This is a genomic window from Sphingobium sp. KCTC 72723 (assembly GCF_014280435.1).
GTDB lineage: Bacteria > Pseudomonadota > Alphaproteobacteria > Sphingomonadales > Sphingomonadaceae > Sphingobium.
On sequence record NZ_CP060389.1, the window covers coordinates 1 to 14,588 of the forward strand.

Consider the following 14,588-nt stretch of genomic DNA (forward strand, 5'->3'; position numbering starts at 1 on the left):
GTGCCCCTGATGGGGTGGGCATTTATCTGCCTTTTGGTGCTGGCCATTGAGCTGAGGTTCGAACCGATGGCTTTGCATTGGGACATATTGTCAGTCGCCATGTCAGGCCTGACCGTCTTCGTGGCAGCTTGCGTGTTCGGGTTTGCGCGGCGGCACATGCGCCTCCACAAACGTCGAACACGTTTTTTTGTGAGCATGGTAACGACGTTCACTGCGGCGATCATCTTTCTGCTTACAGATAATATCCTTGTCTTGGCGTCCACTTGGGTAGCCAGCGGCTTGATGCTTGCAGGCATGATCGGCCATGTTGATACATGGCCCGAAGCGCAGCAAGTGGCTCGCAAGGCTCGTAAGACCTTCCTCACGACGGATTGGATTTTTGTGTGCGGCCTGACGATGGCCGCCCTGCGCCTGAAAACATTGGCCATTTCCGACATTGTCACACGGGCCGGTGAACTCCCCACGCCGATGCTCGCAGGCCTAGTGGCTACGGTGATAGTTGCAGCGCTCGCACGATGCGCGGTGCCCCCTTTTTCGGGATGGTTGCTCGCGTCTGTTACCGCCCCCACGCCCGTCTCGGCCATGATGCACGCGGGCCTGGTTAACGCTGGCGGTTTCCTGCTTATCCGCATGTCTCCGGTTATCGAACTGCTACCGGCAGCGCGACTTGCGATGGTTCTGCTGGGCCTTTTCGGCGCAATCGTAGGCGCAGCGATCATGATTGTTCGTCCCGACGTGAAGCGGGCGCTGGCCGCCTCCACTGTTTCGCAAATGGGCTTTATGGTGATGACATGCGGATTGGGCGCATATGCTGCAGCGCTATGGCATATTCTTGCCCATGGTCTGTTCAAGGCATGGCTGTTCCTGGGCGCAGGGCAGGTTGTTCGTCGCCAGCCCCTGAAGGCTGCTGAAGGATTTGGCTTCAAGGCAGGATTTGCAATCGGCGCTACCGGCATCGGTCTGACCTTGGTCGATATCGTATCGCCGCTGGATAGGACGAGCCTTATCCCAACTGCTCTTACGCTGGTTGCCGCAATAATCGCGATGTTGTCTGCCATCGGCGACAACTCTGGCCGTCAGCGCTGGGTCATGGCGGCCTTGATATCGGGTCTTGTGGTCATTCATTCTACCGGCCTTGGTTTTGTGAGCCGCCTGCTCCCGTCAGCCCAATCGCCACTGCCGATGACCCTGCAAATGTTTGTCGCAGCTATTTTCCTGGGTAGTCTGGTCGTCCAGAACCGACTGTTCGCCCGCCGGTGGCAAATGCCTCGCTGGATCTATGTCCGGCTGCTGAGTGCCGGAGCCATGACTCGCTGACATCTGAAAACCGCTGACTTCCCTCTACCAGAAGGAATAGAACCATGACGCTCGAATTTGCCCATCCATCATGTGCTCTGGCTCCAGATTATGCGGAAACCGCAAAGCTGGTCGGTCTGGCGTCCAAGGCCGTCGCTCCCCTCTGGCCGCTGGAAAGCCCGATTGCGGTCAACCCGTTGTCCGGCTTTGAGGACTTGCCCTTCTTCGACGCGGTTGAAGCGGCCTCCGACATTTTCAAGGCACGCAGTTGCTTGCCCGTTTCGCTGTGGCGCCGGCTCACCGATAATAGCAAAGTCGATCGCGCAATATTGGCTGAGGTCGCAGTCGAACGCCTCGGGGGTCTGAATCTGGCCTTCGAAGCGGTGCTCCCAAACATCAACGCGCATGATATTCTCATGGCCCGTCTGTTGCACCTACCTTCGGACGACACGGAACCCAAGCCACTGGCTTCCCCGAGCCGGGCTGAATTGTTCGTTGCGAAATGGTGCGCGGCCTTTCTGGATCAGGGGCTATCCGCCGTGGAGATGCCGGGCAGAGAAAAAGGCCTGTACAGGGCCACTCTCGACCTGGTTGTCCATGATCCGGAATTCATCGCGCTGACCGGGAAACGGGCAAAGGCAGTCTATCACAAGACACCTATGGACCCTGTCACAGCCATTGCCGAACGGCTCACTTCCTTCGGTGACAACCAACTGGGCAAATTGGCCCTTTTACGAGAGTTGTTGGGCAGACTGCCCGGATGGGCGGGGCATATTCGCTGGCGCAGCGAATATGCAGATCAGGCCTATAGTGTTGGAGCACCGGCGAGCATCACGGACTATCTCGCCATGTGGATGTTGGTCCTCGATTTTGACACCGCCATGCCCGTAGCCGATAGTTTGCCCATACAAGAGTATGAAGGGCTCGCATCCCATTTCGGCATACCAGTTAAGGCGTTCCTCTCCTTAAACGGTGCTGCGAAAACACGGTTGAATTATATCCTCAGCATCAACGGTCACCAGCTGTCGATGATGTTCATGGAAGCTGCCGAGCGTGGATTTCAGGCCAAAATCGTGCAAGGTTTGCGGAACGCAGAGCGTGCACCAAAGGTCACGCCTACGAGGTATGATGCGCAGCTCATCTTCTGTATTGACGTGCGTTCCGAACCACTGCGCCGCGCGATTGAGCAGCAAGGTAGTTACGACACCTATGGCTATGCCGGTTTCTTCGGCTTGCCGATCGCGATGCGCGCGCCTACCGACCGCATAGCGCGCAGGCAACTGCCTGTGCTGCTGGAGCCGCAACATGAAGTTGCCCAGGCTGTTGCTTCCAGCCGCCTTGGCAGCGACAGTTCTCTACTGGCCAGCCATGCCCGGCAATCCTCTGCATCGAGGCTATTGAATGGTGCCAAGCGGACCATGGCAACCAGCTTTGCTGCGGCGGAAGGCACCGGCCCAATTGCTGGAGCGATGATGCTGTTGCGCAACCTTGCCCCTGGGATCGCCCGACAACTGACCGGCCCGGATGATGCCGGCCTGTCAGCGCAGCTTAGCCCATGCCTGTCAGATGCTCATAGTCACGGCCTAGGTCTGGAGGAAAAGGCGAGTTATGCCACAGGCCTCTTCAAGTTGACGGGCCTTGTGCCGGAAACCCTGGCCCCGCTTGTACTACTGGTCGGCCATGGTGCGACCTCAACCAATAATCCCTTCGGCGGTGCGCTCGAATGTGGGGCATGTGGCGGTAGGGCCGGTGGTCCTAACGCACGTGTCATGGCTGCAATCCTGAATGATCCGAATGTGCGTGCGCGTCTGGTAGAGCGGGATATGACAATTCCCTCCGACACGCGGTTCGTAGCAGGCCAGCATGACACCACCACTGATAATGTCATGTTGTTCGATTGCGAGCAGGTGCCCCAAAGCCATTGCGACGCTCTGGGGAAAATTGCCTGGGATATGGCTTATGCTAGCACGCGAAGCCGTGAAGAACGTGGCCGGAAGCTCAACAGGTCAGCGGCTGACCTGATGGTTGGTGCATTGCATTGGGGCGAAGTTAGGCCCGAATGGGGGCTTTCTGGCAATGCAGCCTTTATAGCGGGGCCGCGCAGCCTGACACAAGAGATCGACCTCGATGGCCGAGTTTTTCTTCATAGCTATGACTGGCGCACCGACAGCGATGGCGGTGCTTTGAAGACAATATTGACCGCTCCGATGGTTGTCGCGCAATGGATTAACTGCCAATATCTATTCTCGACGATCGACAACAATGTCTACGGCGCGGGGGATAAAACAGTGCATAATGTGCTCGGCGGCTTTGGAGTCGTGCGAGGCAATGGCGGCGACCTGTGCGTCGGCCTGCCCCGTCAGTCATTATTTTGTGACGATGGTACGCCTCACCATGTCCCTCAGCGCCTTCTCACCATTGTACAGGCCCCACTTGACCGGGTGGATGCCATAATATTGGAGGATGCATTGCTCGGTCGTCTGTTCGGGAATGGTTGGGTCAAGCTGGTCGTGATCGACCCTACTAATGGCCGCGTGTCGCGCTGGACTGCAGGCGATGAACTAATCAGATTTTCGGACGCGCCTGGTGGTTGGGCAGAGCCCCGAACCATAGTTTGAAAAACCACCTTGAAAAATTCTGTTTGATATGAGGAGTTACTGAATGGCCGCCCATCCCCATGGACGGATTGATTGGCGCGCATTCATGGGATGGGCGCGCGCCACCCTGGCACCCGACCGTGCCTTCATGACCCTGGTATTGATCTACGGCGCAGCCATAGGCCTGTTGTCGCTGGCGACGCCCATTTCTGTGCAAATGTTAATCAATTCGGTTGCGAACACTGCCCTTCCGGCCCCACTTTTCACGCTCGCTGCCGTCCTTCTGTGCCTGTTGCTGCTATGGGCTTTGCTGGGTGCATTACGTACCTACGTGATGGAGATTTTCCGTCGCCGCTTCTTTGCCCGGCTTGTCGCGGAGATCACCCTGCAGGCCGTTCACGCTCAAGATCCATTCTTTCAGGACGACCGCCGCGGCGACCTGTTCAATCGCTTTTTCGAGGTGATGAATATCCAGAAGGCCATCCCGTCGTTGCTGGTCGGGGGGTTCTCAATTTTCTTCCAGGCAGCGGTCGGATTTATCGTTACATCCTTTTACCATCCGATTTTTCTGGGCTTCAACCTGCTCTTCATTGCCTGCGTCTGGTTGATCTGGAAAGGCTGGGCCGGCAAAGCCATGGAAACGGCAGTGGCGCTCAGCCATCGCAAATACGAGGCGGCCCACTGGCTGGAAAGTGTCGGTGCTTCTAACGGATTCTACAAATCCAGTCGGCATCTCGACTATGCCATGGATGTCTCTGAACAGCGAACAGCTGCATATGTCAGTGCCCATCAAAAGCATTTTCGCGCGACCTTCCCTCAAAGCGTGGCATTACTACTGCTCTATGCTGTCGCCAGCGCCGCCTTGCTCGCGCTGGGTGGTTGGCTGGTCATTCAAGGCCAGTTGTCCATCGGTCAACTTGTCGCGGCTGAGTTGATCCTTTCAAGTATATTCTATGGAGCAGCACAGCTAGGTCCATATCTCGATGGATTCTATGACCTTGTGGCAGCGGTCGAGGAACTTGCGTTGTTCGGGACCATCAATCAGGAAGACGCACCATTGGCTGGCGGCGCTGGCGTGAGGCCGCGCGATGGCGCGCTCGCGTTACGATCTGTGCGACTGGAAGTTGGCGGCGAACGTGGCAATTTCAATCTGACGATCCCGGCAGGGCTCCATATCGTGGCAGACTGCGACACGGGTGCCGACAGGCTGTTCAGCCGACTTCTCAAACGTCACTACCGCCCCGCCGAAGGATTGATTACTTTGGGCGGCGCAGACATTGGTGCGCTGGATATCTTCCAGTTGCGCAGTGACGTCATCGTGCTTGACCGACCCAGCATTGTGGAAAGCTCAATCCGTGACTATCTGCGTCTGGCGGCGCCACAGGCAACGTCAGAGCGCACTCTCGACGTGTTGGATGCCGTTGGCCTTGGCAGTCGCATAAGCACTTTACCCGGTGGAATGGACTGCGTGCTGTCTTCGACTGGCTGGCCGTTGACGCTTGCGGACACGATGCGTCTCAAGCTGGTCGGTGCAATTCTGGCAGAGCCTCGTATCCTCGTTCTGTCGGGCCTTTTCGATATGCTGCCAGCACATGAGTTGCGACCAGCGCTACGAATGCTCGATGATTTCGCCACGACAATCATATGCTTCACTAGCAGGTCCGAAAATCTCGCCTTCGATCACTGGCTCTGGTTGGGCCACGACAAACAATTGCTGACGCGCGATGCCTTGGAATTTCAGGCCGTCCGCACTGCTGCGCGAGGACGCTGACATGCCATTCCGCACAGACCATATTTCGCATTTCAAAACTCTTGCCAGCATAGCGGTTCCACGGCCCGCGCGCGCACTGGCATGGATATTGTTGTTGGGCATGGCAGGGTCCATAGCGTTCCTGTTGCTCGTCCCGTGGGTGCAGACATCGACCGGCACTGGGACAGTCATCGCGCTCGATCCGCGCGATCGGGTTCAGAATGTGACCGCCCTGGTGCCTGGCCGCGTCGAACAATGGTTCGTCACGGACGGATCGCGCGTCAGAAAGGGCGACCCGATAGCCCGCATTTCCGATAATGATCCAGGTTTGATTTCACGTCTGCGCGCCGAACGCGCCCAAGCCGACGCAGAGATTGCAGCGACACGGCGAGCCATGGGTGTTGCTCAGCGTGATGTCGGCCGCATGGGACAGCTTTACGGTGAAGGCCTGTCGGCACGCCGCGACCTGGAACTCGCTCAGATCAAGGTGGAAGATTATGGCGCGAAAGTTGCCAAGAGCCTAGCTGATCGCAACCGGCTAGACATCGACATCAGTCGGCAATCCGTGCAAATCGTGCGCGCTCCGCGTAATGGCCGCATATTGCGTATCCTGGGCGGCGACACGGCTACGATGGTGAAGGAGGGGGAAATCCTCGCGACCTTCGCACCGGAGGAAGCTGTTCGGGTCGTCGAACTCTATGTCGATGGGCGCGATGTTCCGCTGATCTATCCCGGACGCCCCGTCAGACTGGAATTTGAAGGATGGCCCGCCATCCAGTTCAGCGGGTGGCCGTCCGTAGCGATGGGTATGTTCGACGGGCAGGTCCGCGCGATCGACGTGTCGGCATCAAGTAATGGCCTGTTCCGCATATTGGTCGAACAACGGCGCGGCGGACGGCCTTGGCCCAAGGAACCGTTCGTGCGCCTTGGTGCAAAGGTTCGTGGCTGGGTGATGATGGATACTGTGAAATCAGGCTATGAACTCTGGCGATTGCTCAACGACTTTCCTCTGCAATATCCCGCAGGCGCTATCGACGGGACTGTCGGCAAGGCCGCGACGGGGGATGGCAATGCCAAATAGGCTCCATCTCCCCGTCCTGTCGGCTGTGCTGTTGGCAGTGACCGCCATGATTTCACCAGGGAAGGCCCAGGATGTTGCGGCGCTACCCACACTCGCGCCCGCCGAAGCCGGGATTCTCTCCTTGGACGATGTGTTGGCCACTTCGGCCAAGCAATCCCCGCAGATCTTGGAAGCCTTGGCTCGTGCGCGTTCGGCCGATGGCAGACGCCTCAGTGCAGAAGGTGCGTTCGACACATTGTTCTCGGCCGAGGGTGGGTCGCGCGTCCTGGGCTATTATAACGGCACTTATGCGGACGCCAAAGTAGCGCGCCCTATCGAGGATTGGGGTGGCCAGATATATGGCGGATACCGCGTCTCCAGCGGTAGCTTCCCCATCTATGAGGACAAAAACTACACCAACCAGTTGGGCGAAATCCGGGCTGGCGCGGTGTTCTCGCTTTTGCGGGACCGGATGATCGATGAACGGCGCTTTGGCCGTGTGTCCGCCGACGCCGATCGGGCCGTTGCCGATGCCGAGCGGCAGATGGTCGCGATCGGCGTGCAACGCAGGGCGTTCGACGCCTATCTCAATTGGGTTGCCGCCGGACAGCGACTTGGTATTTACCACCATCTCCTTAATCTGGCGCAGGAGCGACAGCGCGGCTTGCAGCGATCGTTTGAAGCTGGCCTCCGCCCCCGCATCATTCTGGTTGAGAACGACCAGACTCTCCTGCGACGGCAAGCCATGGTCGTCCAGTCCGAGCAGGCGGTTGCCAATGCCGCCAACACTCTATCGCTCTATTGGCGCGATGCTGATGGCAGGCCTGTCATACCCCACCCAGAACAAATGCCGGTGAGCCTTCCCGCCCTACCCATGGCCAATGTCCCGCAGGAGGTGGCGCGGCCAGACCTCATTGTCGCCCAGTTGCGGGAACGACTGGTGCGTGACCGTTTGGCGTTGGACCGCAACGCCTTGCTGCCCCGTCTCGAACTCCAGATGGAAGTGGCGCGAGATATTGGCGATGCTGGCCTGGGCGGAGTATCACGGAGCGGCAATGACGTTCGTTTTGGACTGCGCTTTTCCGTGCCGCTGGAACAACGGGCCGCGCGTGGTAAGCTGATGCAGACGCAAGCTGAACTCGACGCGAACCGCCGTCGAACGCAGTGGCTGGACGAACAGATCAGGGCGGAGATCGACGGTATCGGGATTACCCTTAGCGCCGCAGATCGACTGATCGTCTTGTCAGAGGACGAAAGGGGGCGTGCCGAGGAGATGGCGACCGCGGAACGGCGTCGTTTCACCATGGGGGCCAGTGACCTTTTCCTCGTCAACACGCGGGAAGAGGCAGCAGCCAGCGTCTCTCTTACCCTGCTTGACCAGCGATTGCGCAGGATTGCAGCTAGTGCTGATCTTGCGGCCTCGTCCGGCAATGCGGCGGCACTCGGCCTATGACCTGTCAATGGTCGCTTAGAATGCGTTTTGCTTCCGCCTGAACGCGCGCTGCGATCAAGCGGAAGTCGGCGCTATTTGCTGCATTGCGACGCCATGCCGCTGCGATGGAGCGGGTCGCTTGCCAATCGACAGGCGTCACACGACGTATTAGCGCCTCACCCCCGACATCAGAACGGAGATAGAGTTCGGGCAGGACTGCTATTCCAATCCCGGAACCTACCATTTGCTGAATGCTGTCCAGGCTTGTGCCTTCATAATCGCGTAAAATCACGGCACCAAGGTCGTCGCAAATCCCTTCCACCATCCGGTGATAATGGTGCCGGGGGTCGAGCGACAAAAATGCTTCACCCGCCAGATCATGGCGCGTGACAGTGGGTTTTTCGGCAAGTGGATGATGGGGTGGTACGACGATATGCATCGGCTCGCGAAACAACGGTTCGATTTCTAGCCCTTCGCCGATCAGAGGCAACGGCCCGATCATCATATCGAGGTTACCCCTCGCAAGCTCGAGGGCTTGCTCCGTCGGAAGCCCTTCCCGAATATAGAGTTTGATGTCGGGCTGTTCGGCATGGAGTGTAGCGATCAGCGACGGCATCAGGTAGGGGCCAAGGGTAGGTGTAACCCCGAAGCGAATAACGCCGACCATCTTCTCGCGGGATCTGCGAGCAACTGACCGGATTTCCTGAATTTCCACAAGGACCCGTCGCGCCCGTTCCACGACCAATCGACCTAGCGGCGTCATTTGTACCGCCCACCCTTTTCGGTCGATCAAAGCGGCACCAAGCCGTTTTTCCAGCGCCGAAATCTGTTGGCTCAGCGTCGGTTGAGATACGCCACATTCATCTGCCGCCTTACCAAAGTGCAGCAGGTCGGCGACCGCGACGAGATATTCCAGTTGGCGAACGGATGGCATGGGCAAACGATAGATAACTGCTATCGTTCAGTCTATAAAATTTCGATTGGCTCGAAAATTTATGATGAGCCATAAGGGCCTCAACAGCCCAAAGGGCAAGCAAACTGTAGAGACATCGGCAAGATCGTTTCCTCCTTCTCTACAGGCTGCCAACCCCAGCCAGCTACCGCCGCCGCGGCTCCCAACCGGCCTTTATCGCTGGCGGCGGACACTGGCGACGCACGTCGATACCCCCTCTTCGTGCGTCGCCAGACTATTTCCTCTCCCTGAAAGGGCTACACCATGTCCCTCACTGCTATGCTGTCGGCATTCCTGGTAATCTCGGCGATAACGCCGCAGCAGGCAGATACGGTTTCCACCACTTCAAATTTTCATATGTTCGACCTGAAACATCTCGAAGGTTCGCAAACCGCCCTTTCAGCAGCGCAAACCCCTGAGATCATAGTGGAGAGTCGGGCGTCTTATAAGCCTGTCCCCTTATTCACGAGGGACCATGAAACTCTGGCATATATTGCCCGAGGATCGACGTCATCCTGCACCGTGCTCCTCAATATCGCATCCCGCTGCGTTCGCCCCACCAAGCTCGTCAGCATCACGTCAGGTGACGGAATTTCGTGGGACGTTCCGTGAGCAAGCCAATAGCAACCCGGCGGACCCTGTCCATGTCAACGCGCAATGGTCGTGCGAACGAGGATGCTCCAAATCCGGTCTCGGTCAATCCGCCTCCGATGAAGGAACCGGCAATCCGCACCCGCGCGATGCCCAAAGATACCAACTCGGCGGGCGACATCTGGGGCGGATGGCTGCTGGCCCAGATGGACCTCGCGGGCGAGGCGGCTGCCAGAGAAAGGACTAGATGCCGCGTAGTCACCGTCGCCGTCGACGCGATGGAGTTTCTGCGTCCGGTCAAGGTCGGCGACGTAGTGAGCTTTTACGCCGATGTTGTCGAAGAGGGGCGCACCTCGCTGATCGTTGAAGTTCGCGCCATCGCAAACAGCGAGGACAGCGGGATCAAGCATCGGGTAACCGAGGGCCGCTTCACATTTGTGGCTATCGGGCCGGACGGAAGCCCTCAAAAAGTCGATCCGGACCAACGAAGATGATGGACGGAATCACACCGATATCCATCCAATCCAGAAAGCAATATCATGTCGTTCATCGTAACCGGGACCGACACCGACGTCGGCAAAACCGTGGTCGCCGCCGGTTTGGTAGCATCGCTCAGAATGCGATACTGGAAACCTGTACAGTCCGGTCTCGATCCTGACGGCGATGCCGAACGGGTAATGGAACTGGCTGGAGTCGACCGATCAAGGATAGTCCCGGAAATCTATAAATTTCCAGTCCCGGCGTCACCACATCTCTCAGCCCGTCTTGCGGGCGAAGTGATCGATCCAAGCCGCCTTTGCCTCACCTCTGACAAAGCCCGCGGCGTCGTAATCGAAGGGGCTGGCGGGGTCATGGTGCCTCTAAATGAGCAGCTTCTATTTATCGACATATTCAAAGACTGGAACTTACCAACAATTCTCTGCGCCAGAAATGCTGTGGGCACGATCAATCATACATTGCTGACAATCGAAAAGTTGAAGCGATATAATATACCACTGATCGGTGTGATTTATTCAGGATCACCAGAAAATACAGAAAATCAACGTATAATAGAGCATTTTTCTGGAACGAATTCTCTGGGAATTTTGCCGATAATAAATCCAATTAACGCTAGAACGCTTTTTAAAGCTATGCAAGATCATATTGATCTTGCGCTTATAAAGGAAAGATATTCTTGCATATGAACTATATTGTTACAGAATATTGGAATTCCATCCAATATAAAAAACAAAATGGTTTTAGAAATAAAAATCAAGTGCAAATCAGCCGACTTTCTACAAAATATGTCGAGGAAAAATTTTCTATGAAAATATCGGAGTTAAAGAGACGCATAGAACGCTTTACTGATATTAAATTATTAATTTTGATTATTTTCTTTGGGATACCATTACTATGGTATTGTATCGCTGAATCGTAGCAAGAAGCTTACCGACTGAAAATCTCATTGACGCAAAACACATGGATCGCACCGCCGATCGTCCCGCCCGATCACGACCTTGCGCTCCCGATTTGGCTGCACGAAAAAACCTGTCGGAATGGTGAGCTACACGACAACCGGCCTAGTGGGGTTTTCCGCCACCCTAAATTAACACCCGCTCCACCTCGTCCAGCGTCACATCAACGGGCCGCCGATCCTAGAGCTGGGTGGTGCGGGTCGAACTGTGGTTCGCCATCGTCGCGGCCGTTTCCAGCGTGCCGCCATTTTTCAGATAGGTGGTGATCCCGGTCGCGCGGAAACTGTGGTTGCCGATCGGCGTCCCGATCTCGGCAGCCGCCGCGCGCCGGCGCACCATCGCGAAGGCATTGGCCTGAGGCAGGGGGGGCCGCGTCTTGCTCGTCATAGCTCCACCTTCTCAGGAGTTGGAGCCTCAGACAAATCCGGCGCGGTTCAGGTGGGACACGATCGCGAGCTCAGTTAAAACCTAACGAATACGTTGGTTGCTAGAATGTGATTCACCCGGTCCGGGCCAATCCGAAACACCGTCTGGTTGAGGTAGCCTGGTTCGATCGTGATTCCCTCCGCCACTGGCAAGCTCGCACCTATAAAGGTTCGGACCTGATCGATGCCCTTGTGCCGGTCCCATTGGGTTGTGTTCAAACCGACGAACGTTTCGTTCCACACGACTACACGTAAGGCCCTCCCCGGTAACGGCACCTGCGCCCGAAGCTGTTGACGAAGGCGCCAACCAACTCCCTCCGAATCCGACCGAAAACGCTGTTCGATCCGCGTGCGGCCGCTGATCGACAACCCAGTCGCCCTGTCTTGCTTGAAGATGTAGGCGACCTGCTCCCATACCCGATGCTCCTCATTGGCGACGGTGCGAGCGAACCGGGTGTGGACGTAAACATAGCCCGCCGTCGCGGACCACCCGCGCGGCAGCCTTAAGGTCAGGCTCGGTCGGATCAGTACCTGGCCTAGCCTAGATACTTCGTCCGTATAGCGACCGTGGAGTTCGAGCGTTGCATCCACGTTGTCGAACAGGGTGGTCGTTCCGGTCATCGAAGTCCAGATTTGCTCGTCATGTTCGGATGCGTGGGCAGGAACCGTGCCCACGACAATGGCGAGCGGTACGGCGATGTATCGGAAAAGGGGCATGGGGTGCGTGCTCATGAGCGATCGAAGAAATCAACGCGGCCAGTGCCGAGCTCGTAGTAAGCCCCGACAATCATGAGCTTGCCCTCTGCAAGTGGCTTCATTAATAGTGGATCGCTATCTTCGCGCAGGTTACGCACCGTGCGTCGGACGTTCTGGCGTATCGCCGCCTCGGTGGCGTCGCCAGTAATGCCCCGCGCTTCAAGCACGGCGGGGATTATCGGCTCGACCATGGTGCCGATCGCACCAGGGAAACGCGCGTTCTTACTGACGACGTCCATCGCAGCCTTGACCGCACCACACGCTTCGTGCCCCATGACCACGATCAAGGGCACACCTAGAACTGCTACCGCGAACTCAATCGAACCCTTGGCGACTGTGTCGACGGTATTGCCAGCGTTGCGGACGATGAACAGTTCGCCCAAGCCGCGTCCAAACAACAACTCCGGCGGCACCCGGCTGTCCGAGCAGGAAACATAGGCAACGAACGGCGCCTGATAACGAGCGAGTTCCAGGCGGCGCTGCGGCGAGATGTCGGGATTGAGGATTTCACTGCGCAGAAACGCGGCGTTGCCGTCCTCGAGGAGCCGCAGCGCCCGATCAGGGTCGAGTGTTGTCTTGCCGTCCTTGGTCGGTGCGGGTGGGACAACGCGCGACTGGTGTCTCGATGCGACTTGCGCGCTCGCAGGTGCGACGGCGATCGTCGCTGTGGTCATCGCGCCGGTCACAAGAGTGCGGCGCGACAAATTATTGTCGAACATGGGTATCCTCTCCTTCTATTTAAAAGATTGCAGGTGAAATGGGATTTTTAACCATTCAACAGAAGACCAAGACACCCGCAATATCAAGTTATATCCTCTTCTTTAAGCCACAGCCGGGCGCGGTCGTCGGAAGCGGCGGCCAAATCGGCGGCAGCCAGTGCTGCGCACGCTTGAGCGTCCAGCAACCGCACGCGGGCGTCGGTCGCCGCTTCTTCATCTGAAGAACTGGGTAACAAGACGCAACGTCAGATGTATACTGCCTATATTGCCGGCTTGATTGGCTCTAGCGATCACAAGAGCATTTAACGCATGGCGGCCCGCGCAGACGCGCTTAGAGGCTGCGTCAGAACGCTGGCGTAACGGTGCACGATCGAAGTCCGATATGATCCCGAGGGGTTGCGAGACCAACCTTGGAAGCCATCATGTGGAACCCGACCGCCCGCGCGCATCATATACGATCCGACAACGTCCTGGGTGGGGAAGCAATGGCGAGATATTCTACAGCCTGACCGAGGCGAAAGTGTTGATCGAAGCGTGGCGGCGACATCAACGCCCGCTACGGCGTTGACCATGGATTCAGATTCTACACCCATAATTCCGATCAGCGCGCACCCTATCATGTCAATGTGATCTCGGCCGCGACACACGAGGCACCTTATATGCTCGATGGCCTGACCAGACATGGCACCGATCTCGTGATCTCCGAGCATTATACCGACACCGGCGGAACGACCGATCATGTCTTCGCTAAACGAGTTTGCTTCAGATGGCCGAAAATCAGGTGTTGCCGTCAGGCTGTGCCGAAAGCGTAGGATTTGGCCTCGCCGGCAAGCGACGCCCTTCTAGCCCGGATAGTTGCATCGCGTAACGTATCGCGATACAACTGCTCGATGATAATTGGATTGCGCTACAAGGGGCTTGAAGCCTTTTATCGCACCGGCACGACGCGGGGTGATCAGGCTCCCCATGTGAAGAAGCTGCGCAACATCCTTGCGCAGCTCGAAGTCGCTACAGGACCGGACGATATGAATTTACCGTCCTTCAAGCTGCACCCGTTGGAAGGCGATCTGAAAGGCCATTGGTCCGTTTGGGTCAACGGAAACTGGCGTGTCACATTCCGGTTTGTCGGCAACGACGCGGAACTTGTCGATTATCAGGATTACCATTGAGGCTATGATGATGATGCACAATCCCCCCCACCCTGGCGAACTGTTGCGCGATGAAGTCATTTTGGCGTTGGGCCTATCCGTTACTGAGGCGGCCAATCGCCTTGCCATGTCGCGTGTTGCGCTGTCGCGCGTGCTGAATAGCAAGGCCGCGATCAGCCCCGACCTCGCGGTTCGGCTCGAACAGGCTGGTGCCAGCACAGCGCGGGCCTGGCTCTCGATGCAGGCGAACTACGACCTATGGTGCGCTATGCAACATGAGCAGCCACCCGTTCGGCGTTTACAGGACGCACGGTGAGGAATGACTGACAACAAAACGGTGGTTTAGTTGACTGACAACCACATCGCCGGAAGCCCGCAGAAATGCGTTGCCAAAATCGGCCGATTTCT

General features: G+C 57.2%; 14 protein-coding genes and 2 pseudogenes. 12 read left to right on the forward strand and 4 right to left on the reverse strand.

Annotated elements, in window-relative coordinates:
• The first annotated feature begins 195 nt into the window (after window positions 1-195).
• Genes SPBM01_RS21350 through SPBM01_RS21370 form a run of 5 tightly spaced genes read left to right on the forward strand, consistent with a single transcriptional unit; the run spans window position 196 to window position 8,156 of the window.
• Window positions 196-1,317, forward strand: coding sequence for a proton-conducting transporter membrane subunit (locus SPBM01_RS21350; protein WP_410483071.1), 1,122 nt, complete (start codon window positions 196-198; stop codon window positions 1,315-1,317).
• Window positions 1,318-1,361: 44 nt separating this feature from the next.
• Complete coding sequence (locus SPBM01_RS21355) at window positions 1,362-3,914, forward strand: DUF2309 domain-containing protein (RefSeq protein ID WP_188065912.1); 2,553 nt, start codon at window positions 1,362-1,364, stop codon at window positions 3,912-3,914.
• A 43-nt stretch (window positions 3,915-3,957) separates the two neighbouring features.
• On the forward strand, window positions 3,958-5,664 hold the full coding sequence (locus SPBM01_RS21360) for an ABC transporter ATP-binding protein (protein WP_169574853.1): 1,707 nt from the start codon (window positions 3,958-3,960) through the stop codon (window positions 5,662-5,664).
• A 1-nt stretch (window position 5,665) separates the two neighbouring features.
• A complete protein-coding gene (locus SPBM01_RS21365; protein ID WP_188065913.1) occupies window positions 5,666-6,724 on the forward strand; it encodes an HlyD family secretion protein in 1,059 nt (352 codons plus the stop codon).
• 37 nt (window positions 6,725-6,761) lie between these two features.
• Complete coding sequence (locus tag SPBM01_RS21370) at window positions 6,762-8,156, forward strand: TolC family protein (protein ID WP_262504473.1); 1,395 nt, start codon at window positions 6,762-6,764, stop codon at window positions 8,154-8,156.
• 4 nt (window positions 8,157-8,160) lie between these two features.
• On the opposite strand, the gene SPBM01_RS21375 is transcribed toward SPBM01_RS21370, so the two are convergent.
• Entirely contained in the window at window positions 8,161-9,069 is a 909-nt protein-coding gene (locus tag SPBM01_RS21375) for a LysR substrate-binding domain-containing protein (RefSeq protein WP_188065914.1), read from the reverse strand.
• Window positions 9,070-9,351: 282 nt separating this feature from the next.
• Between SPBM01_RS21375 and SPBM01_RS21380 the strand changes: the two genes are divergently transcribed.
• From SPBM01_RS21380 to bioD, 3 genes are read left to right on the forward strand one after another with little or no spacing between them, the layout of a single operon-like run.
• Entirely contained in the window at window positions 9,352-9,699 is a 348-nt protein-coding gene (locus SPBM01_RS21380) for a hypothetical protein (protein WP_188065915.1), read from the forward strand.
• Between the two features lie 32 nt (window positions 9,700-9,731).
• Entirely contained in the window at window positions 9,732-10,172 is a 441-nt protein-coding gene (locus tag SPBM01_RS21385) for an acyl-CoA thioesterase (RefSeq protein ID WP_410483069.1), read from the forward strand.
• 45 nt (window positions 10,173-10,217) lie between these two features.
• Window positions 10,218-10,862 (forward strand): dethiobiotin synthase, encoded by a 645-nt coding sequence (bioD, locus tag SPBM01_RS21390; RefSeq protein WP_188065916.1) that lies wholly within the window; start codon window positions 10,218-10,220, stop codon window positions 10,860-10,862.
• Window positions 10,863-11,312: 450 nt separating this feature from the next.
• Here the strand turns inward: bioD and SPBM01_RS21395 are convergent.
• The 3 genes and pseudogenes from SPBM01_RS21395 to SPBM01_RS21405 form a co-directional block, all read right to left on the reverse strand.
• Window positions 11,313-11,498, reverse strand: a pseudogene (locus SPBM01_RS21395) (integrase); the annotation flags it as partial.
• A 95-nt stretch (window positions 11,499-11,593) separates the two neighbouring features.
• Window positions 11,594-12,289 carry a DUF2490 domain-containing protein gene (locus SPBM01_RS21400; RefSeq protein WP_188065917.1) on the reverse strand — a complete coding sequence of 232 codons (696 nt, stop codon included), beginning with the start codon at window positions 12,287-12,289 and terminating at the stop codon, window positions 11,594-11,596.
• Window positions 12,286-13,032 carry a carbonic anhydrase gene (locus SPBM01_RS21405; RefSeq protein ID WP_262504472.1) on the reverse strand — a complete coding sequence of 249 codons (747 nt, stop codon included), beginning with the start codon at window positions 13,030-13,032 and terminating at the stop codon, window positions 12,286-12,288. Before SPBM01_RS21405 ends, SPBM01_RS21400 begins: the two co-directional genes overlap by 4 nt.
• A 38-nt stretch (window positions 13,033-13,070) precedes the next feature.
• Between SPBM01_RS21405 and SPBM01_RS21410 the strand changes: the two genes are divergently transcribed.
• From SPBM01_RS21410 to SPBM01_RS21425, 4 genes and pseudogenes are all read left to right on the forward strand, one after another.
• Window positions 13,071-13,253 (forward strand): hypothetical protein, encoded by a 183-nt coding sequence (locus SPBM01_RS21410; RefSeq protein ID WP_188065918.1) that lies wholly within the window; start codon window positions 13,071-13,073, stop codon window positions 13,251-13,253.
• A gap of 309 nt (window positions 13,254-13,562) precedes the next feature.
• A pseudogene (locus SPBM01_RS21415) lies at window positions 13,563-13,814 on the forward strand (Tn3 family transposase); the annotation flags it as partial.
• A 108-nt stretch (window positions 13,815-13,922) separates the two neighbouring features.
• Window positions 13,923-14,201: a type II toxin-antitoxin system RelE/ParE family toxin gene (locus SPBM01_RS21420; RefSeq protein WP_188065919.1), complete on the forward strand. Its 279-nt coding sequence runs from the start codon at window positions 13,923-13,925 to the stop codon at window positions 14,199-14,201.
• 10 nt (window positions 14,202-14,211) lie between these two features.
• Window positions 14,212-14,496, forward strand: a complete 285-nt coding sequence (locus SPBM01_RS21425) for a HigA family addiction module antitoxin (protein ID WP_188065923.1) — start codon at window positions 14,212-14,214, stop codon at window positions 14,494-14,496.
• The last annotated feature ends 92 nt before the right edge of the window (window positions 14,497-14,588 follow it).

Coding starts and splice junctions, on each gene's coding strand:
- SPBM01_RS21365 (WP_188065913.1), top strand. CDS start 5,666: ATGCCATTCCGCACAGACCATATTTCGCATTTCAAAACTCTTGCCAGC.
- SPBM01_RS21380 (WP_188065915.1), top strand. CDS start 9,352: ATGTCCCTCACTGCTATGCTGTCGGCATTCCTGGTAATCTCGGCGATA.
- SPBM01_RS21405 (WP_262504472.1), bottom strand. CDS start 13,032: ATGTTCGACAATAATTTGTCGCGCCGCACTCTTGTGACCGGCGCGATG.
- SPBM01_RS21410 (WP_188065918.1), top strand. CDS start 13,071: ATGGGATTTTTAACCATTCAACAGAAGACCAAGACACCCGCAATATCA.
- bioD (WP_188065916.1), top strand. CDS start 10,218: ATGTCGTTCATCGTAACCGGGACCGACACCGACGTCGGCAAAACCGTG.
- SPBM01_RS21385 (WP_410483069.1), top strand. CDS start 9,732: ATGTCAACGCGCAATGGTCGTGCGAACGAGGATGCTCCAAATCCGGTC.
- SPBM01_RS21355 (WP_188065912.1), top strand. CDS start 1,362: ATGACGCTCGAATTTGCCCATCCATCATGTGCTCTGGCTCCAGATTAT.
- SPBM01_RS21375 (WP_188065914.1), bottom strand. CDS start 9,069: ATGCCATCCGTTCGCCAACTGGAATATCTCGTCGCGGTCGCCGACCTG.
- SPBM01_RS21360 (WP_169574853.1), top strand. CDS start 3,958: ATGGCCGCCCATCCCCATGGACGGATTGATTGGCGCGCATTCATGGGA.
- SPBM01_RS21425 (WP_188065923.1), top strand. CDS start 14,212: ATGATGCACAATCCCCCCCACCCTGGCGAACTGTTGCGCGATGAAGTC.
- SPBM01_RS21400 (WP_188065917.1), bottom strand. CDS start 12,289: ATGAGCACGCACCCCATGCCCCTTTTCCGATACATCGCCGTACCGCTC.
- SPBM01_RS21420 (WP_188065919.1), top strand. CDS start 13,923: ATGATAATTGGATTGCGCTACAAGGGGCTTGAAGCCTTTTATCGCACC.
- SPBM01_RS21350 (WP_410483071.1), top strand. CDS start 196: ATGGTAACGACGTTCACTGCGGCGATCATCTTTCTGCTTACAGATAAT.